Raw genomic sequence first — 26770 nt, 5'->3', positions numbered from 1 at the left:
GAACGAATTCGCGCCCACAGGTTCCTCCGCAGGATGGGTGGAGCGGAGCGATACCATCATCCCGGTGGGCTGAAGCCCACCCTACTCACCTCGCTCATATCCGGCCTATGGCCATCAAATGCTCGATCAGCCATTGCAGGGCTTCATCCTCTTCGCGCTGGGCCACGCTCACCAGATCGAGGTGGAAGGGGCCGACGGCGAAGGGCAGGGGATGCACCTGCAAGGGCAGCAGGCTGGCGAAGTGATGGGCCAGGCGGGTCGGCAGTACCACGCTGAGGTCGGTGCTGGCGACGATATGGGCCGCCTGCAGGTAGTTGGGCGTGGTGTAGACGATGTCCCGCGCCAGCCCTTGCTCCCCCAGCCATTGATCGACCATGCCTTTGGTCTGGCCTCCGTGTACCCAGAGGTGACGTAGCCTGAGAAAACCGGACAGGTCCGGTGCCTCCTGCAACTGCGGATGGTCGCGGCGGGCCACCAGGCGCAGCGTTTCGCTCATCCAGCGGCGGCTGGCGAAGCGCGAGGGAATGCTTTCGAAGCGGCCCAGCACCAGGTCCAGTTCGCCGTGATCCAGCGCGGCGGCGGGCAGGCTCGGAGAGAGGTGGCGGATGGCGATCTTCACCCCCGGCGCCTCTTCGGCCAACTGCTGCAGCAGCCGTGGCATGCAGATCAGTTCCACGTAGTCCGTCACGGCGATGGTGAAGCGCTGGCGGCTGCGTGTCGGGTCGAAGCCTTCACCGATCACCAGGCTCTGCTCGATCTGCTTGAGCGCCGCGCGGATCGGTGTTTCCAGGGCCAGCGCCCGGGGTGTCGGTTGCATCGCCCGCCCCACGCGCACCAGCAATGGGTCACCGAGCAGCTCGCGCAGGCGGTTGAGTGCGTTGCTCACCGCCGGCTGGCTGAGTGCCAGGCGCTCCGCTGCGCGGGAGACGTTGCGCTCGCGCAGCAGGGCGTCCAGTACCCGCAGGAGGTTGAGGTCGAAATTGGAGGTATTCACCGTAGGAATGCCATTTATCACAAGACTAAATTTCAAAAATAGTACCGGTTTCCTTAAGGTGATTGGCGATCTCGTGATCACGCGGCGCTGATTGGCCGAGGTTCGTAGGAGCGAGCTTGCTCGCGAACGCGGCAGCACATTCGCCAGCAAGCTGGCTCCTGCGAAGGGCCGCGTCGGTTATCGCCTACTGGAACAAGAGGACATCTCAGTGAGCCCTAGCGCATTCAACATCCAGCGTGCCGCCGTGATCGGTGCGGGCACCATGGGCCGCGGCATCGTCATGAGCCTGGCCAGTGCCGGCCTTGAGGTCCGCTGGCTGGACAACAACCCGCAGATGCTCGAGCAGGCGCAGGGCGTGGTCGCCGAGACCTATGCCCACAACGTGCGCCAGGGCCGGATCAGCGAGGCCCAGGCCGCCGAGCGCGTTGCCCGTATTCAGCCGGTGGGTGGCTACGATGAGCTGGCCGATGTCGACCTGGCGATCGAGGCGGTCTTCGAGAACCTCGAACTCAAGCAATCGATCTTCCGCGAGTTGGATGCCCGTCTGAAGCCGACGGCCATCCTCGCCAGCAACACCTCCGCGCTGGATATCGACGCGATCGCCGCCGTGACCGGGCGCCCGGAGCAGGTCCTCGGCCTGCATTTCTTCAGCCCGGCGCACATCATGAAGCTGCTGGAGATCGTCCGTGGCGCACTCACGGCGCAAGTGGTGCTGGATGCCACCCTGGAGCTGGGACGGCGCATGGGCAAGGTCTGCGTGGTGGCCGGCAACTGCAAGGGCTTCATCGGCAATCGCATGCTCCATACCTACGTGCGTGAGGCGCGCATGCTGCTGCTGGAGGGCGCGTTCCCTCATCAGGTGGACAGTGCGCTGCAGGGCTTCGGCTTCGCCATGGGCCCCTTCCGCATGTACGACGTGGTGGGTATCGACCTGGAATGGCGCGCCCGTGAGCTGGCGGGCAAGGGCCAGGACGACCCGGCGGTGCAGGTGGACAACCGCCTCTGCGGGCTTGGCCGCTTCGGCCAGAAATCGCGCCTGGGCTACTACCGCTACGCCGAAGGCAGTCGCCAGGCCGAGCACGACCCGGAAGTGGATGCCCTGGTGCTGCAGGTGTCCGAACAGCTTGGCTTCGCGCGTCGCGACATCGGCCCTGAAGAAATCCTCGAGCGTTGCCTGCTGGCCCTGGTCAACGAAGGGGCGAAGATCCTCGAAGAGGGCATCGCGGCCTCCAGCGCCGATATCGACACCGTTTACCTCAATGGCTACGGCTTCCCGGCCGACACGGGTGGGCCGATGGCCTGGGCCGACAGCCAGGGGCTGCCGGCCATCCGCGCGCGCCTGGAAGCCCTGGCCGAGCGCTTCGGCAGCCACTGGCAGCCGGCCGCACTGATCCGTCGCCTGGCCGAGTCCGGCCGCCCCTTCGCCGATTTCCAACAGGAGGCCTGACATGGCTTACAAGGCACCCCTGCGCGACATGCGCTTCGTGCTCCACGAACTCTTCGACGTTTCCGCCCACTGCGAGGTGCTGGCCAACGGCCTGGACCGCGAACTGATCGACGGTGTGCTGGAAGAGGGCGCGCGCTATGCCGCCGAAGTGGTCTCGCCGCTGAACCGCAACAGCGACGAAGAAGGCGTGACCCTGGAGCAGGGCGCGGTGACCACGCCCAAGGGCTTTCGCGAGGCCTATCGGCAGTACTGTGACAACGGCTGGGCCAGCATGACCGGTCCGCAGGAATTTGGCGGCCAGGGCTTCCCGCAGATGGTCGCGTGCAATTTCCACGAGATGCTGATGGGCGCCAGCCTGTCCTTCCGCGTCTACTCGGGCCTGACCGAGGGTGCGGTGCTGGCGCTCCACAAGCACGGCAGCGATGCCCTCAGGCAGGCCTATCTGGAGAAGCTGGTCAGCGGCCACTGGGCCGGCACCATGTGCCTCACCGAACCCCAGGCGGGTACCGACCTGGCCCTGCTGCGCACCCGTGCCGAGCCCCAGGCCGACGGCAGCTTCAAGGTCAGTGGCAGCAAGATCTTCATCAGTGGCGGCGAGCAGGACCTTTCCGAGAACATCGTCCACCTGGTGCTGGCGCGACTGCCGGATGCCCCGGCCGGGGTGAAGGGCATCAGCCTGCTGCTGGTGCCCAAGTTCATCGCCAACCCCGATGGAAGCCCGGGAACGAAGAACGCCGTGTCGTGCGGTGCCATCGAACACAAGATGGGCATCAAGGGCGCCGCCACCTGCGTGATGAACTTCGACGGCGCCACCGGCTGGCTGATCGGTGAAGCCAACCAGGGCCTCGCCTGCATGTTCACCATGATGAACGACGCGCGCTTCCAGGTCGGCCTGCAAGGGCTCGGCATCGGCGAACAGGCTTTCCAGGGCGCCCTGGCCTATGCCCGCGAACGCCTGCAGTCCCGCGCCCTCGGAGGGCCGGCGGCGCCGGAAAAGCCGGCGGACCCGATCATCCATCATCCCGATGTGCGGCGGATGCTGCTGACCCAGAAGACCCTGGTGGAAGGCAGCCGCATGCTGGCCGCCTATTGCGCGTGCCAGCTGGACCTGGAGCACGGCCATCCGGATGCGGCCCAGCGCAAGGCCGCCAGCCGTCGCGCGGCGCTGCTGATCCCCATCGTCAAGGCCTTCCTCACCGACATGGGCCAGGAAGTGGCCAGCCTCGGTGTGCAGGTCTACGGCGGCCACGGGTTCATCCGCGAGTGGGGCATGGAGCAGCTGATGCGCGACAGCCGCATCACTCAGATTTACGAAGGCACCAACGGCATCCAGGCGCTGGACCTTATCCGCCGCAAGCTGATGGGCGACGGCGGTGCCGAACTGGCCGCCCTGCAGGACGAGTTCTCCGCCCTGGCCGATGCCCAGGCTGCGCGCACCGAACTGGCCGAGCTGGCCGGTGCTGTGCTGGCGCGCCTGCAGGAGTGGCGTGGCCTCACCGCGACCCTGCTGGACCGGGTGCGGGAAAACCCGGAGGAAATCGGTGCCGCCTCGGTGGACTTCCTGCAGTACTCGGCCTATGTCCTATTGGCGGGCTTCTGGTTGCAGGCGGCGGCGCGCGCCCAGGACGCCCTGGAAGCGGGCAGCCCGGAGGTGGACTTCTATCAGGCCAAGCTGCACAGCGCGCGCTTCTACCTGCGTCGCGTGCTGCCGCGAGCCAGCAGTCACCGCGAGGCCCTGCTGGGCGGCGCCGATTGCCTGATGGCGCTGCCCGAGGCGCACTTCGCCTTCTGACCAGGCGAACCGGCGCACCGCGTGATGCGGTGCGCCTCCACAACGACAACGGAGGACGCCCCGATGCAGCCCTTCAGCTTTGCCACTACCGCGCAGATCCTCTGCGAATCCGGCTCGGCCGCGCGCCTGGCCGAACTCTGCCGTGAGCGCGGCGCCCACCGCGTGCTGGTGGTCACCGACCCGGGCATCACCCGGCTCGGGCTGCTGGATGACATCCTCCTCGGGTTTGCCCTCGAGGGCATCAGCGTTGCGGTCTACGACCAGGTCCAGGCCGATCCGCCCGAGGCGGTGGTGCTGGAGGCCGTGGAGCTGGGCAAGGTCCTTGGCGCCCAGATGGTGGTGGGCTTCGGCGGCGGCAGCTCGATGGACGTGGCCAAGCTGGTGGCGCTGCTGGCGCACCCGGACTGCCAGCAGGGGCTGGCTGACATCTACGGTGTGGGCAACGCGCGCGGCCAGCGACTTCCGCTGCTGCAGGTGCCGACCACCGCCGGTACCGGCTCCGAGGTGACGCCCATCGCCATCGTTACCACTGGCGAAACCACCAAGATGGGCGTGGTTTCGCCGCTGCTGCTGCCGGACCTCGCCTTGCTCGACGCCGACCTGACCCTTGGGCTGCCGGCGGCGGTCACTGCGGCCACCGGGATCGACGCCATGGTCCACGCCATCGAGTCCTACACCAGCAAACTGAAGAAGAATCCGCTGTCCGACCTGCTGGCCCGCGAGGCCCTGCGCCTGCTGGCCGGCAACCTCGACGCCGTGGTCCGGGACGGCCGCAACCGCGAAGCGCGCCAGGCCATGCTGCTGGGCGCATGCCTCGCCGGGCAGGCGTTCGCCAATGCCCCGGTAGCGGCCGTGCATGCACTGGCTTATCCGCTGGGTGGGCACTTCCATATTCCCCATGGCCTGTCCAACGCCCTGGTGCTGCCCCACGTGCTCCGCTTCAACGCCGAAGTGGCAGCACCTCTCTACGCGGAGCTGGCGCCGCTGGTGCTTGGCAGCAGGCTCAAGCCGGGCAGCGCGGCGGAGCTCACCGACCAGTTGATCCTCGAACTTGCCGCGTTCAGCGAACGCAGTGGGTTGCCCACCCGCTTGCGTGATGCCGGTGTGCCCGAGGGGATGCTGCCGCGCCTGGCCAGCGATGCCATGTTGCAACAGCGCCTGCTGGTGAATAATCCGCGCGAGGTCAGCGAAGCGCAGGCCCTGGCCATCTACCAGGCTGCCTTCTGATCCGCCGACGCCCGAACCGAATACAAGGACTTCCATGAGCCAACCCCGGCACCTGCGCGGTGACTACCGCCACTTCCAGCCCATCACCACGCGCTGGCACGACAACGACATCTACGGCCATGTGAACAACGTGGTCTATTACGGCTACTTCGACAGCGCGGTTAACACCTACCTGATCGAGCGGGGTGGGCTGGACATCCACGAAGGTGGCGTCGTGGGCTTCGTGGTGAGTTCGTCCTGCGACTACTTCGCCTCCATCGCCTTCCCCGACCGCATCGAGGTCGGCCTGCGCGTCGGCAAGCTGGGCAACAGCTCGGTGCAGTACGAGCTGGCGATCTTCAAGCAGGGCGAGGATGAAGCCTGCGCCGCCGGACGCTTCGTCCACGTCTTCGTCGACCGCGACAGCAACCGGCCGGTGCCGATTCCGGAAAGCCTGCGCGCGGCGTTGGCGGAGCTGGTGGTTGAGAGCTGACGCACATCCCGTCCTACAGGCTGTTCATCGATGCGGACAACTTTCATCCATTGGGCCCGAAACAACTGAAATAGCGACATCCGAAGCCCCGTGCGTCCACCCGCTCTATCCATTGTCGGCGTGAATCCGCACAATGCGCGCCAAACCCGAATGACCCACCCGGCTGCGAGGTACTGAACCGCGCGGCCCGGCTTTTACTTTTCCGCCTGATCTGGAACAGCCAGGACGGGGCGTCATCGGGGTTCAATGTCCACCCCGGGCCGGCTCGTCGTGCGGCCCGACGTTCAGCGGTACCTGCCATGACTCATGCAAACGGCTCCATCCTGCAACGCTTGAAAGGCACCAGCCTGGTGACCCGGATCATCATCGGCCTGATCGCCGGCATCGCCCTCGCCCTGATCGCCCCTTCGTACGCCAGCGCCGTCGGCCTGCTCGGCAAACTCTTCGTCATGGCCCTGAAGGCCGTGGCGCCTGTGCTGGTGTTCGTCCTGGTGATCGCCGCCATCGCCAACCACAAGCCGGGTGAGCGCACCCATATCAAGCCGATCCTGTTCCTCTACCTGATCGGCACATTCGCCGCAGCGGTAGTGGCGGTGCTGGCTTCCAGCGTTTTCCCGTCGACCATTGCCCTGACTACCAGCGCCAATGACCTCGCTCCGCCCGGCAACATCTCCGAGGTCCTGCTGGGCCTGCTGAGCAGCGCGGTAGCCAACCCGGTGACCGCGCTGATGGAAGCCAATTTCATCGGCATCCTGGTCTGGGCGGTTGGCCTGGGTATCGCCATCCGCCAGGGCAGCGAGACCACCCGTGCCGTGTTCAGCGACCTGTCCCATGGCGTGTCGCTGATCGTCCGTGTGGTGATCAGCTTCGCCCCGCTGGGCATCTTCGGCCTGGTGGCCTCGACCCTCGCGGAGAACGGCGTCGGCGTGCTGGTCGACTACGCGCACCTGCTGGCGGTGCTGCTGGGCTGCATGCTCTTCGTGGCCCTCGTGGTGAACCCGCTGATCGTGTTCTGGAAGATTCGCCGCAATCCCTATCCGCTGGTGCTGACCTGCCTGCGTGAAAGCGGCATCACCGCCTTCTTCACCCGCAGCTCCGCCGCCAACATCCCGGTGAACCTGCAGCTGTCGGAAAAGCTCGGCCTGCACGAGGACACCTACTCGATCTCCATTCCCCTGGGTGCCACCATCAACATGGCTGGCGCGGCTATCACTATCACCGTGCTGACCCTGGCGGCGGTGAAGACCCTGGGCATCGCCGTGGACATTCCCACCGCCATCCTGCTCAGCGTGGTGGCGTCCATCTGTGCCTGTGGCGCTTCCGGCGTGGCCGGTGGTTCCCTGCTGCTGATCCCTCTGGCCTGCAGCCTGTTCGGCATTCCCAGCGAAGTGGCGATGCAGGTGGTCGCCGTCGGTTTCATCATCGGTATCCTTCAGGACGCCGCCGAAACCGCGCTCAACTCGTCCACTGACGTTCTCTTTACCGCGGCCGCCTGCATGGCCAGCGGCGATGTGGATGAGGCGCGCGCCGAACAGCAGATCGGCTGATTCCCGCGCGCAACGAAAAAGCCCGGCATATGCCGGGCTTTTTCATGGGTGCAGCGATCAGTGGCGATGCTTGCGGTGCTTGCCATGGCCGTCGTGATCGTCCTTGGTCAGCTCGGTGGCGATGGCGCCACCCGCTGCGCCACCCAGGCCCGCGCCGATGGCGGAACCGGTGGAGCCGCCCAGTGCGCGACCGGCTACCGAACCGCCGGCGGCACCCAGACCACCGCCGATGGCGGCTTCGGTCTTCTTGCCGCTCCTGGCGGTCATGGCGCTACCCGCTGCACCACCCAGGCCGGCGCCAATGGCTGCGCCGGTGCTGCCGCCGACGGCGTTGCCGACGACGTTGCCCAGGGCGCCGCCGAGGCCGCCGCCGATGGCATTGTTGGTGGTTTCGCCAGCCACTACGGCCTGAGTGGCCAGCAGGCTGAGGGCGAGGGCGGTTACTGCTTTACGCATCGTGCTTTGTCTCCATTGCAAAGGGGGATGTCCATGGTCCCTCGGCTTGTCCAGGGGGGGCCATGACGCAGGTCAGATTATGGGGGCGGGAAAGGGCCGGCTGTCGTTCGACCAGGCCTCATGTCTGGAAAAAGCCCGCTTGAAGCGGGCTTTTTCGTGGGTGCGTTGATCAATCGTCCCAGTGGCGGTGCTTGTGCTTGCGATGGCCCCAGGCGTGTCCACGGCCAGGGTGGTCGCGGTAGGCACGACGATAGTGGCGATGGTCATCATCGTAGTCGTCATCGTCGTAGCGGTTGCGGTCACCGAACTCGTTGCCGAGGGCGCCGCCGGCGCCACCGCCGAGCGCTGCACCGATCAGGCCGCCAGTGGTGCCGCCCATTTGCCGGCCGACAACTTGGCCACCCGCCGCGCCCAGGCCACCGCCGATGGCGGCTTCGGTACGGTTACGTTTCGGGGCTGCTACTGCACCGCCCGCGGCACCACCTACGCCGGCGCCAATTGCTGCGCCAGTGCTGCCGCCAACAGCGTTGCCGACAACAGAACCCAGGACCCCACCCAGCGCGCCGCCAATACCGGCATCGGTATTGCCGCCTGCAAAGGCGCTGCCGCTGGCCAGGCCAAGAGACAGAAGAAGGATCGAGGTGTACTTCATGGTGAGGATCGCCTCAGTGGTTTTGGTGAGGCGATATTTACTGTAGGAATTTTCTTAAGCAAGTATCTGGCGACGAAAAGTAGCAACTTTTCCTATTTTTTTAATTATCTGTTTATTTGGCAGAACTTTTTTGGCTCAGGGCTGTCAGACACCTGTTCCTACCCGCTTTTTTCAAGCCTTTCAGCCTCTTCCGATGCTGGCGAATTGCCAAGAAACTATAAAGTTCCGTCGTGACTTTATATAGGCATCGAATCCGTATTTCAAATTGTTTCTGGCGAATACAAGTTCGCGAAACAAACTTCTCTTGGCTCAATTAAAGAATGATTTCAGTCGTGCCATTGTGTGCAGGCTTTGTCGCGCCCCGGGCTGGCCGACGCCGGCCCGGGGGGCGGCCACGTCAGAGGATGCGGCCGTTATCGCGGGAGGCTTCGAGGCGGATGGCCACGAACTTGGACGTGGGGGTGTAGCTGCCATCGCCGTAGCTTTCCAGCGGAACCAGCGGGTTGGTTTCCGGGTAGTAGGCGGCGGCCTGGCCCGCGGGGACGTCGAAGGCCAGCAGGCTGAAGCCGGAGACCCGTCGCTCCACGCCATCGTCCCAGAGCGTGACCATGTCCACCTTCTGCCCCGGTTCGAAGCCCAGGCGGCGGATGTCGGCCTCATTGGCGAAGACCACTTCGCGCTGCCCGCGTACGCCGCGATAGCGATCATCCAGGCCGTAGATGGTGGTGTTGTACTGGTCGTGGGAGCGCAGCGTCTGGAGGATCAGGTGCGGCGTCTCGCCAGTGCTGCGGACCTTCTCGTGGAGCAGGTCGGCCGGTAGCGGATTGGCCGCGAAGTTGGCGCGGCCGCTTTGCGTGCTCCACCGCCGGACGTTGGCGGCGTTGCCCAGGTAGAACCCCCCCGGATGCCGCACGCGACGGTTGAAGTCCTCGAAGCCGGGAATGGTGTCGGCGATCAGGTCGCGGATACGGTCGTAGTTGGCGATCAGCGCGTCCCAGTCCACTGGGTGGTTGCCCAGGGTGGCCTTGGCAATACCGGCGACGATGGCCGGCTCCGAGCGCATTTCGCTGGAAGAGGGCTCCAGCTGACCATAGGACGCGTGGATCATGCTGAAGGAGTCTTCCACCGTCACCGCCTGGGGCCCTTCGAGCTGGCGATCGATGTCGGTACGGCCCAGGCACGGCAGGATCAGCGCCTCCTGGCCAACCGTGAGGTGGCTGCGATTGAGCTTGGTGCTGATCTGCACCGTCAGCTCGCAGTTCCGCAACGCGGCGTGGGTGCGATGGCTATCCGGGGTGGCCTGGGCGAAGTTGCCGCCAAGGCCGATGAAGACCTTGGCCTCGCCACCCCGCATGGCGTTGATCGCTTCCACCGTGTTGTGGCCATTCTCCCGCGGCACCTTGAAACCGAAGCGCCTTTCCAGCGCATCCAGCAGCGCCGCCGGTGGGCGGTCGTTGATGCCCATGGTGCGGTCGCCCTGGACGTTGCTGTGACCGCGCACCGGGCAGAGGCCAGCGCCGGGGCGGCCGACGTTGCCGCGCAACAGTTGCAGGTTGACGATTTCCTGGATGGTCGGCACCGAATGGCGGTGCTGGGTGATGCCCATCGCCCAGCAGATGATCACATTCCCGGCATCGCGGTAGATGCGTGCGGAGGTCTCGATTTCCTCCAGGGCCAGGCCCGACTGCTGCTCGATCTGCGTCCAGGGCGTGGCGTCTACCTCAGCCAGGTAGGCGTCCACGCCAGTGGTGTGCTCGGCGATGAACGCGTGGTCGAACACCGGCGCCTCGCCGTTCGCCTGGGCCTCACGCTCCCACTGCAGCAGGAACTTGGCGATGCCGCGGATGGCGGCCATGTCGCCACCCAGGGCCGGGCGGAAGAAGGCCGTGTTCAGCGGGCGCGAGCCGTTGCTGAGCATTTCCAGGGCGTGCTGCGGGTGCTGGAAACGCTCCAGGCCGCGCTCCTTGAGCGGGTTGTAGCAGACCACCTGGGCGCCGCGCTTCACCGCTTCGCGCAGCGGTTCGAGCATGCGCGGGTGGTTGGTGCCGGGGTTCTGCCCGAATACGAAGATGGCGTCGGCATGCTCGAAATCGTGGAAGGTCACGCTGCCCTTGCCCACGCCGACGCTCTGGATGAGGGCCACGCCGCTGGCCTCGTGGCACATGTTCGAGCAGTCGGGGAAATTGTTGGTGCCGAAGGCGCGGACGAACAGTTGGTACAGGTACGCCGCCTCATTGCTGGCGCGGCCGGAGGTGTAGAACTCGGCCTGGTGCGGGCTTTCCAGGTTGCGCAGGTGGCGGGCCACCAGGGCGAAGGCGTGCTCCCAGCTGACCGGCACGTAGTGGTCGGTCTGGCGGTCGTAACGCATGGGCTGGGTCAGGCGGCCCTGGTATTCGAGCCAGTAGTCGCTCTGCTCGCGCAGCTGGCTGACGCTGTAGCGGGCGAAGAAGGCGGCATCCACCCGGCGCTTGGTGGCTTCCCAGTTGACCGCCTTGGCGCCGTTCTCGCAGAACTTGACGCGACCATCCTCGGGGGAGTCGCCCCAGGCGCATCCGGGGCAGTCGAAGCCGCCGTTCTGGTTGGTCTTGAGCAGGGCGCGGAGGTTCTTGAACGGCTGTTTGCTGTCCAGCCAGAAGCGGGTAACGCTTTTCAGCGCACCCCAACCGGCCGCCGCGCCCTTGTAGGGTTTGTAGCGGGGGTTTACGGGTTGCAGGCTCATTCGATGTCGGCTTTCGCTTGCGGCGCCGGGCTGTAGACCCGGGGGGCGCTGTGATGGGGCAAATGGATGAGGTTGAGGTGGTGCCGGCGGGCCCATTCCACGGTCAGGGTGGTGGGCGCGGACAGGCTGACCAGGGTGGACAGGCCCGCGCGTACCGCCTTGTGGATGAGTTCCAGGCTGCAGCGGCTGGTGACCACGGCGAAACCGGCGCGTGGGTCCAGACCTTGTCGCAGCAGGGCGCCGATCAGCTTGTCCAGGGCATTGTGACGGCCGATGTCTTCGCGGCACAGGCGCAGCGTGCCATCGGCATCGACGAACAGCGCGGCGTGCAAGGCGCCGCTGCGCCGGGCCAGTTCCTGGGCCTCGTTGATGCGCTGGCGCAGGTCCACGAAGTGCTTGGCGGGCGGCAGGGGCGCTGGGTCCAGGGAGCGCAGTTCGGGCAACGCCTGTTCCAGTGCTTCCACGCCACAGAGGCCGCAGCCGGTGGTGCCGGCCAGGTTGCGGCGCTGCTCCTTGAGCGACCAGAAGGCGCGATTGCCGATATCCACTTCGGCGTGCAGGGCGATGCCTTCGCCTTCGATCTGGATGTCATAGATGTCGTCGATGGATTGCACCACCGCGCTGGTCAGGCTGAAGCCGGCAACGAAGTCTTCCAGGGCGCTGGGGGAAACCATCATGACGGCATAGCTGATGCCGTTGTAGGAAATGGCCAGGGCGCACTCTTCAGCCAGGGCGGCATCTTCCACACGCGCTTCGCCGTCCAGCTCGGCGTACTGATAGCCGGTCGGTTCGGTCGGGTTATCCACAGCAGTGAGATGGCGCTTGGCGTCTGGGCTCGGCATGGTTCTGCCTCTGCGACGGTTTGACTCAGCCATCCTAGGCCCCTCTGGCAAGGGCGTCTAATCGCTATTCCCGATTCACTGATCGAGCGCGTTTATCAAGAGCAGCGGCCAGGTTCCAGCAAGGCCCGGGCTTCGGAGAAGCAGGCATCGGCGAGCGCCGAGCGGGGCGCGCCACGGCGCAGGATCAGGCCCAGCGGCGCCAGGGTGCGGGCGTCCTCTATGGGCGTCAGCGCCAGGTGCTCGGTGAAGTCGTCGAGGCCGCTGTCCAGCGGCATGATGGCGCAGCACAGGCCGGCACTGACGGCCTGCAGCAGCTGGTGCACGGCATCGGTTTCCAGGCGGGGCTGGGGCGACAGGCCGCGGCTGCGGAAGCCATGGTCGATGGACTGACGGAAGTGCATGCCGCCGGAGAGCAGCCCCAGGGGCAGGTCCACCAGGCGTTCCCAGGGCAGGGCTGGCACATCGAAGCTGAAGTGGCGGCGGTCGTGCAGCAGGCCCATTCGCGTCTGCGCCAGCTCCAGGCTTTCGAAATGCTCGCGATCCAGGCGGTCGAGATAGGACAGGCCCAGGTCCAGCTGGTTGCGCGCCAGGCCTTCGAGGATCTGTTCGGAGCTCATCGAGAACAACTGGAAGCGCAGGCTCGGGTGCGGGCCGGAAAAGGCCTCTACCAGGCGCATGGGGTCGAAGCCGGCGAGTGGCACCACGCCCAGGCGCAGGGTGCCGACCAGTTGGCCGCGGCAAGCAGCCGCCTCGGCGTAGAGACCGTCGTGCGCCGCCAGCAGGCTGCGCGCCCAGGCCAGCACGCGCAGGCCGGCGTCGGTGAAACCTTCGAAGCGCTGGCCGCGAACCACCAGTTCCAGGCCCAGCTCTTCTTCCAGGCTGCGCAGGCGCATGGAAAGCGTCGGCTGGGTGACATGGCAGCGCGCGGCGGCTTGCCCGAAGTGGCGGGTTTCCTCCAGTGCGATGAGGAACTTGAGTTGCTTGATGTCCATGCCGGTTCCTCTGCGGAAAGGTCAGAGCCCCTCGATCAGGGTGCGATAGCTCTCCACCGCGGTGAATTCCTCGGTGTCCTTCGGGCCCTTGCGGCTGTCCGGCTCGCGTACGGCCAGCAGCTGTGCAATGCCATAGCGTTGTGCGCTGCGCAGGATCGGCAGGCTGTCATCGATGAACAGGCTGCGCGCCGCGTCGAAGCCGAAGTCCTCCTGCAGGGCTTCCCAGAACTGCTGGTCTTCCTTGGGATAGCCATAATCGTGGGAGCTGATCAGGCGGTCGAACCAGGGCGCCAGGTGCACCCGTTCCATCTTCAGTGACAACGAGTCGCGGTGGGCGTTGGTGATCAGCGCCACGCGCTTGCCCGCGCGGCGCAGGGCGGCGAGAAACAGGTCGGCATCCGGCCGCAGGGCGATCAGGTGCGCCACCTCGCGCTTGAGGTCGCGGATCGACAGGCGCAGTTCGCGGCTCCAGAAGTCCGTGCAGTACCAGTTCAACTGGCCGGCATTGTCGCGGAACAGCGGCAGCAGTTCGGCCTCGGCCAGTTCGCGGCTGATGCCGTGGTGTTCGGCATAGCGCTGCGGCAGGTACTCCAGCCAGAAGTGGTTGTCGAAGTGCAGGTCGAGCAAGGTGCCGTCCATGTCGAGCAGGACGGTGTCGATCTCGTTCCAGGGCAGTTGCTGCATGGTCGGCATCGGTGGTTGCGGTGGGCTGTCGTCATTGCGTCGCTGACCGTCGCTGGCGTGCAATCTCCAGCACGGACAAAGCGCAAAGGCGGGGTATGATAACCCGCCGGTCATGCCAAGGAGTCCGTTATGCGTCAGAAGCCCACGGTGCTCGCTCGCGAAATCGTCGCGAGCAGCCGTCTGTTCCGTGTCGAAGAGCTGCAGTTGCGCTTCGCCAATGGCGTCGAGCGCACTTACGAACGCCTGGTGGGCAAGGGTTCCGGCTACGGCGCCGTGATGGTGGTGGCCATGGCCGATGCCGAGCACGTGCTCCTGGTGGAGGAGTACTGCGCCGGTACCGACGACTACCAGCTGTCCCTGCCCAAGGGCCTGATCGAACCGGGCGAGGACGTGCTCGCCGCCGCCAACCGCGAGCTCAAGGAAGAAGCCGGGTTTGGTGCGCGCCAACTGGAGCACCTCACCGAGCTGTCCCTGTCTCCGGGGTACATGAGCCAGAAGATCCAAGTGGTCCTGGCCCGCGACCTCTATGAAGAAAGCCTTCCCGGCGATGAGCCGGAACCGCTGCGGGTCGACCGCATCAGCCTGCGCGAGCTGTCCAGCCTCGCCCAGCACCAGCAATTCAGCGAAGGGCGTGCCCTGGCTGCGCTCTATCTGACCCGGGACCTGCTGACCCAACGTGGGGAGTACCAATCGTGACCCATCCTCTGCTTCCTGCCGTCATCGACCTGGTGCGCCAGGCCGGCGAGGCCATCCTGCCGTTCTGGGGTGGCGACCTGGCCGTGACCGAGAAGGATGACGCTTCTCCTGTCACCGCCGCAGACCTGGCCGCCCACAAAGTGCTGGATGCCGGCCTGGCCGCGCTGGACGGTGGCATTCCGGTCCTGTCCGAAGAGGCGGCGAACATTCCCCTGGCCGAACGCGCCGCCTGGCAGCGCTGGTGGCTGGTGGACCCGCTGGATGGCACCAAGGAATTCATCTCCGGCAGCGACGAGTTCACCGTCAACGTGGCGCTGGTGGAAGGTGGCCGGGTGGTGTTCGGCGTGGTCGGCATGCCGGTGACCGGGCGTTGCTACTACGGCGGCGCCGGTATGGGCGCCTGGTGCCAGGATGTCGATGAGGAACCCTTTGAAGTCAGCGTGCGTGTCGCGCCGGACGAGGCTTTCACCGTGGTCGCCAGCAAGCGCCATTCGAGCCCGGCCCAGGAGCGTCTGCTGGCCTGGCTGGCCGAGCGTTTTGGTGATCTGCAGCTGGCCAGTATCGGCAGCTCGCTGAAGTTCTGCCTGTTGGCCGAGGGTTCCGCCGATTGCTATCCGCGCCTGGCGCCGACGTCCCAGTGGGACACGGCTGCTGCCCAGGGCGTGCTTGAAGGCGCTGGCGGCGAAGTCCTCGACCTTGCCGGCAAGCCGCTGGCCTATGAGGCACGCGAGGGCTTCCTCAATCCTTCCTTCCTGGCGCTGCCGGTGGCTGCAGAATGGCGCGCGGAACTGATCCAGCTGGCGCGCGCGCTGGACTGAGAACGCCGGAAACGACAAAGGGCCCCAAAGGGGCCCTTTTTCATGGGTGGTTTTCCTGTGGGAGCGAATTCATTCGCGATTGAAATCGCTCCCACAGGGGAAAACACCTCAATCCAGCATATCGGCGAAGCGCTCGTCCTTCTTGTAGCGCAGCGTCTGGGCGAAGCCGGGCACCTGGATGCCTTCGGGGCTCAGCTCGATCTGCTGCTCGTCGATCAGGTCGTTGCCGAAGTTGTAGATGATGTCGAGCTCACCCTGGCGGGCGCGGCGATCGTACTCCTCGGCATTGGCGCGGGTCTTTTCGCGCTTGGCGCAGTAGGCGGCGAAGGCGGCCTCGCCGTAGCGCTTCTTCAGCATCTTCTCGGCCTGGCGCGGGGAGATGACCACACCTGTGGCGTTGTTGCCGCCGAAGCCCTTGGAGTTGATGAAGCAGACGTCCAGCTGGCGATCGCCCAGGACCCGGTCGCGGGTTTCGATGGACAGGTGCTCGCGGTGGACGTCGTCGGCCACTCGGTCGATGGTCTTGATACCCGGCAGGATGCCGTACTTGAAAGTGCCCAGGGCCGCGATCACCTGGTCGCCGCTGGCGGTTGCCAGGGAGTGACCGACATAGGCCTTGACCGCTGCGACGGGCCATTGCTCGATGCCGAAAGCAGCGGCAACGCGGTCCAGCAGTTCGGATTCGGTAACGCGGTTGGCCGGGGTGCTGGAGCCGTGGGCATGGACGAAGCTGCGCTCGCGCACGCCGTCCGCGCCGATCAATTGGGCAGCGGAGGCCACGGCCTTGGCCAGGGTCAGGTAGTTGCCCGGGCCGGGGGCGGAGATGGATTTCTTGAAGCCGTCGGCGTTGATGAACACATCGGTCACCGCACCATGGATATCGGCACCCAGTTCCAGGGCCAGCGCGTCGTCCATCAGCACCACGTACTGGCTGGACTCGGCCAGGGTGAAGCCACAGTTTTCGCCGAAGGGGCGGCTGGCGCGACGGAAGTCGACGTCTTCGCGGCCGCCGAGCTGGCGCAGGCCTTCCTCGGTAGCCAGGGCGCCCATGGCGCCGTAGCCGTCGATGCATTCCTGGTTGATCGGCGCTTCCGCGTTGCCGATCAGGGCCACGCGGGCGCGGCCGGAGGTGATGAGCTCGATGCCCTTCTGCAGGTTGTAGAGGAAGGTGGCGCAGGCGCCGGTGACGCTGCCGGTGGTGCCGACACTGCCTAGCACGTAGGCGTTGATGAAGTCGGCGGGCATGGTGTTCAGGCCCAGCGGGCACTGCTTGGCGGTGACGCGGCCGCCCTTCAGGCGCGACTGCATCATGCCGCCGAAACCGTTCTCGTCCAGCTGGCTCATGATGCTGCCGGAGAACACGGCAATTTCGTCGGGCTGCACGCGGTCGACGATGTCTTTCCACGGCAGGCCGATGGAACGGATGGCGTCGGTAGCCGCGACCACCGACATCTGCAGGCCGCGCGGGTGGAAGCGGGAGTTGTACAGCTCGCCCGGCTCGAAACCGGTGGGCAACTGGCCGGCGGACTTCACCGGCAGCTCGCGGTAGCTGTCCACCTTGAAGTCGCAGGCGCCCTTCAGGGTCACGCGCACTTCACCGTTGTCCAGGGTTTCCACTTCCCAGTTGGCCGGCAGCGGTTCGGGGAGTTGCTTGCGCGAAGTGATGAAGCTGAGCGCCTCGCCGTCTGCGGCCGAAACGCTGAGGTTCTTCTGCCAGTGGGCGGCGTCCACATCCAGATGCTGCTTGCCGATGCGACGCACCAGGGTGGCATCGAGGATTTCAGCGGAGTAGCGCATCTCGATCTCGGCCAAGGTCAGGACCTTGCCGTCGGCATCCAGGTACTGGCCATCGGTCACCGATACCAGTTTCGTCATCACAGCGAGGCCGGCCAGGGTTTCCTGGCGGGCCTGGGCGTCCAGGGTCTCGATCACGATGCGGCGGAAGCCGTGGTGGAACGAGCTTCGCCCAGCCGCGTTGTAGCCGCCAAAACCCACAATCACTGGAAGTCGGGACATCTCTGGGAAACTCCTCAAAAAGACCATCTCATGCCGGCGGGATGGCTTGCCCACGGGGCGCCGCGTGTCGGGGCGGCAATTTGCGGGGTCAAGCGTCACGGGCCAGGTGGCATGAGCCAGGTGGCAGCTCGAATGAACGGGATGTCTACCTGACGCGGGGTATGACTATCAAGTCACTCCTTTGGTCATTCGGCGGGAGATTTGGGGAGGCGGACGAAAGGGAGGAGATCGATTGTAGGAGCGAATTCATTCGCGAATGAATTCGCTCCTACAGGGGAGGCGACACTTGTGGATCAACGGTACTCGATACCGGCCTTCCTGGTGCTGACGCGGGTACCGGACTTGCCTTCGGTGATTGCGACGATGTTTTCCAGGGAACCGATGACGGCATCCTTGCCGGTGTTGCGGGCGAACTCCATGGCGGCCTGGACTTTCGGACCCATGGAGCCGGCGGCGAAGCCGAGGCGTTCCAGTTCGTCCGGGTGGGCCTGGGCGATGGCCTTCTGGGTCGGTTTGCCCCAGTCGACGTAGGCCGCGTCCACGTCAGTGGCGATGATCAGCACGTCGGCACCGAGCTCCTGGGCCAGCAGCGAGGAGCAGAGGTCCTTGTCGATCACCGCTTCGACACCGGAGAGCTTCTTGCCCGATTCGTCATACATGGTCGGGATGCCGCCACCGCCGGCGCAGATGACAACGGTGCCTTTCTCCAGCAGCCACTTTACCGGACGGATCTCGAAGATGCGCTTCGGACGGGGGCTGGCGACCACGCGGCGGAATTTGTCCCCGTCGGGGGCGATGCTCCAGCCTTTTTCCTTGGCCAGGGCTTCGGCGTCTTCCTTGGAGTAGACCGGGCCGATGGGCTTGGTCGGGTTCTGGAAGGCCGGGTCCTTGGCGTCGACCTCGACCTGGGTGAGGATGGTGGCGAACGGCACTTCGAACGGCAGCAGGTTGCCCATTTCCTGTTCGATCATGTAGCCGATCATGCCTTCGGTCTCGGCACCCAGAACGTCCAGCGGGTAAGGGGTGACCTTGTCATAGGCGGCGCCCTGCAGGGCCAGAAGGCCAACTTGCGGGCCGTTGCCGTGGGCGATCACCAGTTCGTTGCCCGGCGCGACCTTGGCGATCTGCTCAGCGGCGATCTTCACGTTGGCGCGCTGGTTGTCGGCAGTCATGGGCTCGCCACGACGCAGCAGGGCGTTGCCACCCAATGCGACGACGATACGCATATTGATTTCCTCCAGAGGGTGAAAATGCGTCCCGGACCGGCGACGTTGTCGCGGTCCGGGGCGTATCGGGACTTACATGTCGGCGAGGGTCGAAACGAGGATCGCCTTGATGGTGTGCATGCGGTTTTCCGCCTGCTCGAAGGCGATGTTGTACGGGGACTCGAAGACGTCTTCGGTGACTTCGATGCCGTTCTTCAGGTTCGGGTACTGCTCGGCGATCTGCTTGCCGACCTTGGTTTCGCTGTTATGGAAGGCCGGCAGGCAATGCATGAACTTCACGCGCGGGTTGCCGGACGCTTTCATCATGTCCATGTTGACCTGGTAGGGCAGCAGTTCCTTGATGCGCTCGCCCCAGGCTTCCACCGGCTCGCCCATGGATACCCAGACGTCGGTGTGGATGAAGTCGACGCCCTTGACCGCCGCTTTCGGGTCTTCGGTGATGGTGAGGCGGGCCCCGCTTTCTTCAGCGAATTTCCTGCAGGCAGCGACGTGCTCCTCGGTGGGCCAGAGCTCTTTCGGTGCGGCAATGCGCACGTCCATGCCGAGCTTGGCGCCGATCAGCAGCAGGGAGTTGCCCATGTTGTTGCGGGCGTCGCCCAGGTAGGCGTAGCTGATTTCGTGCAGGGGCTTGTCGCTGTGCTCACGCATGGTCAGCACGTCGGCGAGCATCTGGGTCGGGTGGTACTCATCGGTCAGGCCGTTGAACACCGGCACGCCGGCGTACTTGGCGAGTTCTTCGACAATTTCCTGCTTGAAGCCACGGTACTCGATGGCGTCGTACATGCGGCCGAGCACGCGAGCGGTGTCTTTCATGGACTCCTTGTGGCCGATCTGCGAGGAGTTCGGGTCGATGTAGGTGACGTTGGCGCCCTGGTCATAGGCGGCGACTTCGAAGGCGCAGCGGGTACGGGTCGAGGTTTTCTCGAAGATCAGCGCAATGTTGTTGCCCTTGAGGTGCTGTTGCTCGGTACCGGTGTACTTGGCGCGCTTCAGGTCGCGGGACAGGTCGAGCAGGTAACGCAGCTCGCGGGTGCTGTGGTGCATCAGGCTGAGCAGGTTACGGTTGTGCATGTTGAAGGCCATGATTCTTTCTCCTTGTGGGTAACTTGAAACCAGGCTCCGTCAGAACAGCTTTTGGCTGGCGGGGCAGACGGCTCCGGGTTTGGAGCCGCCGGGGATATCAACTCAGTAATCGATCGGGTCGCGCAGGATCGGGCAGGTCATGCAGTGACCGCCGCCACGGCCGCGGCCCAGTTCGCTGGCGCTGATGGTGACCACCTCGACGCCAGCCTTGCGCAGCAGGGTGTTGGTGTAGGTGTTGCGGTCGTAGCCGACCACCACGCCAGGCTCCAGGCAGACCACGTTGTTGCCGTCGTCCCACTGCTCGCGCTCGGCCTCGAAGGCGTCACCGCCGGTCTGCACGACGCGCAATTGCTTGAGGTTGAGGGATTCGGCGACCACCGAGATGAAGTCTTTCTCTTCGCGGCGGATGTCGATGCCGTAAGGGCGGCTCTCATCCGGGCGCAGGACGAAGGGCACGATTTCCTTGACCACTTCCGGGAAGACGGTGACCAGGTCGCGGTCGCAGAAGGTGAACACGGTGTCCAGGTGCATGGCGGCACGGGACTTGGGCAGGCCGGCGACGACGATTTTCTGCGCCGCGCCCTTGCTGAACAGCGACTGGGCCAGTTGGCCGATGGCCTGGCGGGACGTCCGCTCGCCCATGCCGATCAGTACCACGCCGTTGCCGATGGGCATCACGTCGCCCCCTTCGAGGGTGGACATGCCGTGGTCCTTGTCAGGATCGCCGTACCAGACTTCGAATTCGGCTTCGGTGAAGATCGGGTGGAACTTGTAGATGGCGCTGGTCAGCAGGGTTTCCTGGCGTCGGGCCGGCCAGTACATCGGGTTGAGGGTCACGCCGCCGTAGATCCAGCAGGTGGTGTCACGGGTGAACTGGGTGTTGGGCAGCGGCGGCAGGATGAAGCTGGAGTGGCCCAGGTAGTCGCGATACATCTTGATCGCGCTGACGCCTTCGCTCTCGGGCAGATCGGAGCCGGCGACACCGCCGATGAGGAATTCGGCGATCTTGCGCGGTTCCAGGCCTTCGATCCAGGAGCGCACCTCATTCACCAGGCCAACGCCGACCTGGTCGTTGGTGAGCTTGCGATCAAGGATCCACTTCAGGGCTTCCTTGTTCTGCACGATGTCGGTGAGCAGGTTGTGCATCTCCAGTACATCGATACCGCGCTCACGCATCTTGGTGACGAAATCGAAGTGGTCGCGCTTGGCCTGGTTCACCCAGATCACGTCATCGAACAGCAGCTCGTCGCAGTTGTTGGGGGTCAGGCGCATGTGTGCGAGCCCCGGCGAGCAGACCATTACCTTATGCAGTTTGCCGGCTTCCGAATGAACGCCGAGTTTGACTTTGGACATGGCAGGTCTCCTTACGATTTACAGGGTCAGGAAGCCGTCGTAGAGCCCATAGGCGGCTACGAGCGCGCCGATTACCACGGCGGCGAAAATCAGCTTCTCGACATTGGTGAATACCGGTTGGCCAACTTCCCGTTTGGCCTTGGCGAAGAGGATCACGCCCGGGGCGTAGAGCAGGGCGGAGAGCAGCAGGTACTTCACGCCACCGGCGTACAGCAGCCAGACGGCGTAGATCAGCGCGATGACGGCGATGACCAGGTCCTTGCTGCGGTCCTTGGCATCCTGCTCGTAGGTTTCGCCGCGCAGGGGTAGCAGCACTGCATAGGCAGCGGACCAGAGGTAGGGCACCAGGATCATGGAAGTCGCCAGGTAGATCAGCGACAGGTAGGTGCTCGCGCTGAACAGCGTGATGATCAGGAACAGCTGCACCATGGCGTTGGTCAGCCACAGGGCGTTGGCCGGTACCTGGTTGGCGTTCTCCTTGCGGATGAAGGCCGGCATGGTGTGGTCCTTGGCTGCGGCGAAGAGAATCTCGGCGCAGAGCAGTACCCAGGAGAGCAGGGCACCGACCAGGGAGATGACCAGGCCGACGCTGATCAGGACCGCGCCCCAGTGGCCGACCACGTGCTCGAGCACCGCCGCCATGGACGGGTTCTGCAGCTTGGCCAGTTCCGGCTGGGTCATGATGCCGAGGGACAGTACGTTCACCAGCACCAGGAGCAGCAGCACGATGATGAAGCCCAGCACGGTGGCCTTGCCGACGTCGCTGCGCTTCTCGGCGCGTGCGGAGAAGATGCTCGCGCCCTCGATGCCGATGAACACCCAGACGGTGACCAGCATCATGTTGCGCACCTGGTTCATCACGCTGCCGAGCTCGATGTTCTTCGAGCCCCAGATGTCAGCGGTGAAGATGTCCAGCTTGAAGGCGAACAGGCAGATGAGGATGAACAGGAACAGCGGGACAACCTTGGCAACGGTGGTCACCAGGTTGATGAAGGCCGCTTCCTTGATCCCGCGCAGCACCAGGAAGTGCACGGCCCAGAGCACGATGGAGGCGCCGATGATGGCGGCCAGCGTGTTGCCCTCGCCGAAGATCGGGAAGAAGTAACCCAGGGTGCTGAACAACAGCACGAAGTAGCCGACGTTGCCCAGCCAGGCACTGATCCAGTAGCCCCAGGCCGAGGAGAAACCCATGTAGTCGCCGAACCCGGCCTTGGCGTAGGCATACACCCCGCCGTCGAGGTTCGGCTTGCGGTTGGCCAGGGTCTGGAAGACGAACGCCAGGGTGAGCATGCCCACCGCGGTGATACCCCAGCCGATGAGAATGGCGCCGACATCGGCACTGGCCGCCATGTTTTGTGGCAGCGAGAAAATGCCCCCGCCCACCATCGAGCCGACTACAAGTGCAACTAACGCACCAAGTCGAAGTTTGTCGGAAGATTCTGACATTGTGCACCTCCATCCGGAGTAGGAACTGTGCTTATTGAGCGCGTGGTCTTGTGACTGCGTTCTGATCCAGATCAATAGCTAGCTAATGAGTCATTCGGACAATTTCCTTACTGTCGAAGAGGGAGGGATTACTGCAGATCACCGCCCGAAGCGAGCAGGATAGAAGGGTTAGGCAGGCCATCCCGGCTGCGCCTAATTCAAACTAGTCGTTTTTTTCGGGCCTTCAAGTTGCAGCTTCGTCGCTTCATTTCCTATGGCTTATCACCATATTCCCTGTAGGAAATTACAGATGGATGTCGCTCCCTTTGGTGATAAGCGAGGGCTTTTTAAGTAGGAAAAGTCTTAAGAAAAGGGTTGGAAATATCATGTTCAAACCAGGGCGAATTGCCATCAAACAATCCCCCTCCCGGCGAATTCCGGGATATGAACTGGCACTGGACTATGAAATTGAAAAGTGTCCACAGGGCCAGTTCGTGAACTTCGAAATGCACGGCCAGATCGCCGGCAATCCGGTGCACGAGCGCTTTTCTCTTCACCGGGACGTGGCCTACAACTTTCTTCACAGCGCCGGCCTGCGTCTGCGCAAATACGGTGTCATGCAGGGGTTGGAGCGCACGCCGGAGCTGCGCGTCGATTTCGAGAAGGCCTATGCCGACCTGCGGCGGCGGCTGGGCGTTGAACCCGGCCATCCGGTCGATCTGGATCGCTTCCTGCTGGACCGCCCCTAGGCGTGTGCCGACGCTGGCGACCGACGCCGCAAGTTCGCCAACAGCGGGCGGAAGGAGACAAGAAAAAGCCCGGCGCTTGGCCGGGCTTCGGTCACCTGGCGGGTAGCCGGGTGGTGCCTCCGGGGCTGGGCCCGTGGGCGATTATGGGAAGACCCCTTGGCCGGCTTGTGGCCCGCCAGGGGAGAGGCGTGGCACTCACGAGCCTTGCCTCCTGACCCTGCAAGAAGCAGGGATTGACGCTTACAGGGCAAACCTTGTGCCACTGCGGTGAAACCGCTCTGGCCCGGACGCTCCCGTACTTTTCCTCTGCCTTGCTGAGCGGATTGCTGCCGATCAGTCCTGCTCGTCTGCGGGATTTCCGCCACTGAAACTGAGGTTGTGCTTGCGCAGCTTGTCCGAGAGGGTCTTGCGCGGCAGGCCCAGCGCTTCGGCCACGCTGCGCAGTGAGCCGTGGGGGCGGGTCAGCTCGGCGGCGATCAGCGCGCGCTCGAAGGCTTCCACCTGCTCGCTGAGGCCGCCTTCCACCTTCGGCAGGCCCATCGGTGCGTTGTCCAGGGCCAGATCCAGGCCCAGGGCGAAGCGTTCGGCAGCGTTCTGCAGTTCGCGGACGTTGCCTGGCCAACCATGGGTCAGCAGCAGCGCGCGCTGGCTGCTGTCGAGGCTGCGCGGGGCCATACCGTGCCGGCTGCAGGCCGCATCGGTGAAGTGCTGGAACAGCGTCAGCGCGTCTTCACCCCGCTCGCGCAGCGGCGGAATGCGCAGGCTGGCGACGTTCAGACGGTAATAGAGGTCGGCGCGGAAGCGGCCCTGGTCGGCGGCGTGGCGCAGGTCTTCCTTGGTGGCTGCGATCACGCGGATATCCAGGGGGATCAGCTGGTTGGCGCCGAGGCGCTCCACCACGCGCTCCTGCAGCAGGCGCAGCAATTTGACCTGGACGTCCAGGCTCATGCTTTCAATCTCGTCGAGGAACACGGTGCCGCCATTGGCGAACTCGAACTTGCCGATGCGGCGCTTCTGCGCGCCGGTGAACGCGCCTTGTTCGTGGCCGAACAGCTCGCTCTCCACCACCGATTCGGCCAGGGCGCCGGCATTGATGGCGACGAATGGGCCATCACGGCGCGCCGACAAGTCGTGCAGGGCGCGTGCCACCACCTCCTTGCCGGCACCGGTTTCACCGAGGATGAGCACGTCGGCATTGGTGGCGGCCAGGGCGCCGATCTGTCCGCGCAGACGCTGCATGGCAGGCGACTGGCCTACCAGGCGCCCGCTGAGCTGCTGGCGATCGGACAGGGCGAGGCGCAGGCTGCGGTTCTCCAGCACCAGGCGGCGCAGGTCGAGGGCGCGACGCACGCTGTCCAGCAACTGGTCGCTGGGGAAGGGCTTTTCCAGGAAGTCGTAGGCGCCGGCGCGCATGGCCTGCACCGCCAGCGGCACGTCGCCGTGGCCGGTGATCAGCAGCACCGGCAGGTCAGGGTCGCGCTCGCGCAGCTGGCGCAGCAGCTCCAGGCCGTCGATGCCGGGCATGCGGATATCGCTGACCACCACGCCCGGCCAGTCTTTCTCGATCTTCTCGGACACGCCCTGGGCGTCACCCAGGGCCAGCACCTTGAGGCCGGCCAGGTCGAGGGTCTGGCTGAGGGCCTGGCGCAGGTGCGGATCGTCGTCGATCAGCAACACCTGGGTACGGGCATCAAGGGCGTTGGTCATGCAGAGAGGTCCTCGGGAGGCTGTGGGATGACGCCAGGGGCGGCATTGCGCAGGCGCAGGGTGAGCAGGGCGCCACCCTCGGGGTGGTTGGCGAGCAGCAACTCGCCGCCGAGGGCGCGCATCAGGCTATCGCAGATGGCCAGGCCCAGGCCCAGCCCCTGGGCGCTGGTCTTGGTGGTGAAGAACGGCTCGCGGGCATGGCGCAGGGCATCCTCGGAGAAGCCGGGGCCATTGTCGCGCAGGTGCAGTTCAACGCCGTCCGCCGTGGTTTCGGCGCTCAGCCAGATGCGGCGTGGCTGGGGCTTTTCCTTCAGGGCATCGAGGGCGTTGGTGAGCAGATTGCCGAGCACCTGGCGCAGGCGGGTTTCGCCGGCCTGGACCCAGAGCGGCGCGTCCGGCAGGTCGCGGATCAGTTCGACGTCCATGGCCCGCCGGCGCTGGGCTACCAGAGCCAGAGCATCATCCAGGGCAGGCTGCAGGGCGACGCTTTCCGGCGCATGGCGGTCGCGGCGGGCGAAGGCGCGCAGGTGGGCGATGATCGATGCCATGCGGCCCGTCAGCTCGCTGATCTGGCGCAGGTTGCCGCGGGCGTCGTCGAAGCGCTCGTGGTCGAGCAGCACGCCGGCATTGTCGGCATAGCTGCGGATCGCCGCCAGGGGCTGGTTCAGCTCATGGCTGATGCTCGCTGACATGGTGCCCAGGGCTGAGAGCTTGCTGGCCTGCACCAGTTCGTCCTGGGCACGGACCAGCTCCTGCTGGGCCTGCTCGCGTTCCAGTACTTCGTCCTTGAGCCGGCTGTTCAGGGCCTCGAGGTCCTGGGTGCGTTCCAGCACGCGCATCTCCAGCTCGCGGCGGGCGCGGGCGTCGAGGGCGATGCGGTCGAGATAGTGACGGCGGCGCTGCATCATCAGGCCGAGCAGCAGCAAGAGAGTCAACAGGGCGGCGCCGCCGATGGCGACGGCGGTGGTCACCTGGCGGTCCACCAACTGGCGGGGCGCGAGGATGCTGGCGGTCAGGCCGGTTTCACGGAGCTCGCGGCTCTGGATCATCCAGGCGTTCTGGTCGAGGGTGAGCGGCGACGGCGACTGAGTCGGGTACGGTTGGTTGGCGGCAATGGCGGCGCGTTCGGCATTGTCCAGCGGTCGGGTCGCGCGGAAGCGCCAGTCACTGCGCGAGGAGATGATCACCACGCCATTGGCGTCGGTCACCATCAGCTGCTCCGGGGTCTTGCCCCAGAGCGTCTCGGCGTCGTCCAGGTCCACCTTCACCACCAGGATGCCGACGATTCGATCCGCGTCCCTGACAGGGCTTGCGAAGAAGTATCCGCGCTTGCGCGAGGTGGTGCCCAGGCCGAAGAAGCGGCCTTGTTTGCCGGACAGGGCCTCGCGGAAGTACGGGCGGAAGGTGAAGCTGCGGCCGACGAAGCTGTCGGGCTGGTCCCAGTTCGACGATGTCAGGGTGAGGCCGGCGGGGCTCATCAGGTAGATCACGTCGGCCCCGGTGTCCTTGCGGACTTCCGCCAGTACGCGATTGGCCTCGGCCTGCAGCTCCGTGCTGTCGGGTGAAGCGAGCAGCTCCCGCAGCGGCGGCAGGTCGGCGAGGATGGGGGGCAGCACCTCGTAGCGGTGCAGGGTACCCAACAGGTTGGCGACGTAGAGGTCGAGGGTCTGGCGGTTCTGCTCGGCCAGCGACTCGCTGTAGTAGCGCTCGCTGAAGTGGTGCAGTGGCCAGAGTAGCGGTGCCAGCAACAGCGCCAGCAGCACCAGGCTGCGCCAGCGTGGGCGGTGGGGAGTGGGGATGGCTGTCATGCGGTCACTGTGCGCCGGTCGATGAAGCGCATTATGGCATCGACGCCCGAGATCGGTGGCAGGAA

The 26770-nt window shown here is 65.2% G+C and carries 22 protein-coding genes; 8 read left to right on the top strand and 14 right to left on the bottom strand.

The annotated features are described in order from the left end of the window. Positions 1-94: 94 nt before the first annotated feature. Positions 95-994: a LysR family transcriptional regulator gene (locus FXN65_RS26555; RefSeq protein ID WP_151138140.1), complete on the bottom strand. Its 900-nt coding sequence runs from the start codon at positions 992-994 to the stop codon at positions 95-97. 262 nt (positions 995-1256) lie between these two features. Between FXN65_RS26555 and FXN65_RS26550 the strand changes: the two genes are divergently transcribed. The 5 genes from FXN65_RS26550 to sstT all read left to right on the top strand — a co-directional run bounded on the left by FXN65_RS26550 (position 1257) and on the right by sstT (position 7479). Further along, positions 1257-2441: a 3-hydroxyacyl-CoA dehydrogenase gene (locus FXN65_RS26550; RefSeq protein WP_244620781.1), complete on the top strand. Its 1185-nt coding sequence runs from the start codon at positions 1257-1259 to the stop codon at positions 2439-2441. Between the two features lies 1 nt (position 2442). Beyond that, the gene (locus FXN65_RS26545; protein ID WP_151138135.1) at positions 2443-4233 is read left to right on the top strand and encodes an acyl-CoA dehydrogenase C-terminal domain-containing protein; all 1791 of its coding nucleotides are present in this window, start codon (positions 2443-2445) and stop codon (positions 4231-4233) included. A 63-nt stretch (positions 4234-4296) separates the two neighbouring features. Then, the gene (locus FXN65_RS26540) at positions 4297-5460 is read left to right on the top strand and encodes an iron-containing alcohol dehydrogenase (protein WP_151138132.1); all 1164 of its coding nucleotides are present in this window, start codon (positions 4297-4299) and stop codon (positions 5458-5460) included. 34 nt (positions 5461-5494) lie between these two features. Beyond that, complete coding sequence (locus FXN65_RS26535; protein ID WP_151138129.1) at positions 5495-5932, top strand: acyl-CoA thioesterase; 438 nt, start codon at positions 5495-5497, stop codon at positions 5930-5932. Between the two features lie 299 nt (positions 5933-6231). Continuing rightward, positions 6232-7479 carry a serine/threonine transporter SstT gene (gene sstT / locus FXN65_RS26530; protein ID WP_151138126.1) on the top strand — a complete coding sequence of 416 codons (1248 nt, stop codon included), beginning with the start codon at positions 6232-6234 and terminating at the stop codon, positions 7477-7479. Positions 7480-7536: 57 nt separating this feature from the next. On the opposite strand, the gene FXN65_RS26525 is transcribed toward sstT, so the two are convergent. The 6 genes from FXN65_RS26525 to yrfG all read right to left on the bottom strand — a co-directional run bounded on the left by FXN65_RS26525 (position 7537) and on the right by yrfG (position 13824). Further along, positions 7537-7935 (bottom strand): glycine zipper domain-containing protein, encoded by a 399-nt coding sequence (locus tag FXN65_RS26525; RefSeq protein WP_151138123.1) that lies wholly within the window; start codon positions 7933-7935, stop codon positions 7537-7539. 169 nt (positions 7936-8104) lie between these two features. Beyond that, entirely contained in the window at positions 8105-8587 is a 483-nt protein-coding gene (locus tag FXN65_RS28375) for a hypothetical protein (RefSeq protein WP_151138120.1), read from the bottom strand. Between the two features lie 397 nt (positions 8588-8984). Further along, positions 8985-11306: an FdhF/YdeP family oxidoreductase gene (locus FXN65_RS26515; protein ID WP_151138117.1), complete on the bottom strand. Its 2322-nt coding sequence runs from the start codon at positions 11304-11306 to the stop codon at positions 8985-8987. Continuing rightward, positions 11303-12148, bottom strand: a complete 846-nt coding sequence (gene fdhD, locus FXN65_RS26510) for a formate dehydrogenase accessory sulfurtransferase FdhD (protein ID WP_151138114.1) — start codon at positions 12146-12148, stop codon at positions 11303-11305. Before fdhD ends, FXN65_RS26515 begins: the two co-directional genes overlap by 4 nt. Positions 12149-12243: 95 nt before the next feature. Then, on the bottom strand, positions 12244-13140 hold the full coding sequence (locus tag FXN65_RS26505; protein WP_151138112.1) for a LysR family transcriptional regulator: 897 nt from the start codon (positions 13138-13140) through the stop codon (positions 12244-12246). Positions 13141-13161: 21 nt separating this feature from the next. Beyond that, positions 13162-13824 (bottom strand): GMP/IMP nucleotidase, encoded by a 663-nt coding sequence (yrfG, locus tag FXN65_RS26500; protein ID WP_151138109.1) that lies wholly within the window; start codon positions 13822-13824, stop codon positions 13162-13164. 129 nt (positions 13825-13953) lie between these two features. Here yrfG and nudE point away from each other — a divergent pair, with 129 nt between their 5' ends. Continuing rightward, positions 13954-14520, top strand: coding sequence for an ADP compounds hydrolase NudE (nudE, locus tag FXN65_RS26495; RefSeq protein ID WP_151138106.1), 567 nt, complete (start codon positions 13954-13956; stop codon positions 14518-14520). Beyond that, positions 14517-15338, top strand: coding sequence for a 3'(2'),5'-bisphosphate nucleotidase CysQ (gene cysQ, locus FXN65_RS26490; RefSeq protein WP_151138104.1), 822 nt, complete (start codon positions 14517-14519; stop codon positions 15336-15338). The genes nudE and cysQ overlap by 4 nt, the downstream gene beginning before the upstream one ends. A 108-nt stretch (positions 15339-15446) precedes the next feature. Here the strand turns inward: cysQ and FXN65_RS26485 are convergent, their stop codons facing one another. The 5 genes from FXN65_RS26485 to arcD form a co-directional block, all read right to left on the bottom strand. Next, positions 15447-17354 carry a beta-ketoacyl synthase gene (locus tag FXN65_RS26485; protein WP_151138101.1) on the bottom strand — a complete coding sequence of 636 codons (1908 nt, stop codon included), beginning with the start codon at positions 17352-17354 and terminating at the stop codon, positions 15447-15449. Between the two features lie 293 nt (positions 17355-17647). Then, entirely contained in the window at positions 17648-18580 is a 933-nt protein-coding gene (gene arcC / locus FXN65_RS26480; RefSeq protein WP_151138099.1) for a carbamate kinase, read from the bottom strand. Between the two features lie 72 nt (positions 18581-18652). Continuing rightward, entirely contained in the window at positions 18653-19663 is a 1011-nt protein-coding gene (locus FXN65_RS26475; protein ID WP_151138096.1) for an ornithine carbamoyltransferase, read from the bottom strand. 102 nt (positions 19664-19765) lie between these two features. Continuing rightward, on the bottom strand, positions 19766-21016 hold the full coding sequence (gene arcA / locus FXN65_RS26470; protein ID WP_151138094.1) for an arginine deiminase: 1251 nt from the start codon (positions 21014-21016) through the stop codon (positions 19766-19768). 18 nt (positions 21017-21034) lie between these two features. Next, positions 21035-22462, bottom strand: coding sequence for an arginine-ornithine antiporter (arcD, locus tag FXN65_RS26465; protein ID WP_151138091.1), 1428 nt, complete (start codon positions 22460-22462; stop codon positions 21035-21037). Between the two features lie 365 nt (positions 22463-22827). Here arcD and FXN65_RS26460 point away from each other — a divergent pair, with 365 nt between their 5' ends. Further along, positions 22828-23190 carry a DUF5064 family protein gene (locus FXN65_RS26460; RefSeq protein ID WP_178119403.1) on the top strand — a complete coding sequence of 121 codons (363 nt, stop codon included), beginning with the start codon at positions 22828-22830 and terminating at the stop codon, positions 23188-23190. A 333-nt stretch (positions 23191-23523) separates the two neighbouring features. Here FXN65_RS26460 and FXN65_RS26455 read toward each other — a convergent pair whose 3' ends face one another. Together FXN65_RS26455 and FXN65_RS26450 are read right to left on the bottom strand one after the other, a co-directional pair. Continuing rightward, entirely contained in the window at positions 23524-24897 is a 1374-nt protein-coding gene (locus FXN65_RS26455; protein ID WP_151138086.1) for a sigma-54-dependent transcriptional regulator, read from the bottom strand. Continuing rightward, entirely contained in the window at positions 24894-26705 is a 1812-nt protein-coding gene (locus FXN65_RS26450; RefSeq protein WP_151138083.1) for a sensor histidine kinase, read from the bottom strand. Before FXN65_RS26450 ends, FXN65_RS26455 begins: the two co-directional genes overlap by 4 nt. Between the last annotated feature and the right edge of the window lie 65 nt (positions 26706-26770).

Source organism: Pseudomonas lalkuanensis (assembly GCF_008807375.1).
In the GTDB taxonomy this organism is placed as follows: domain Bacteria; phylum Pseudomonadota; class Gammaproteobacteria; order Pseudomonadales; family Pseudomonadaceae; genus Metapseudomonas; species Metapseudomonas lalkuanensis.
This window is presented reverse-complemented; position numbering and strand designations above follow the sequence as displayed.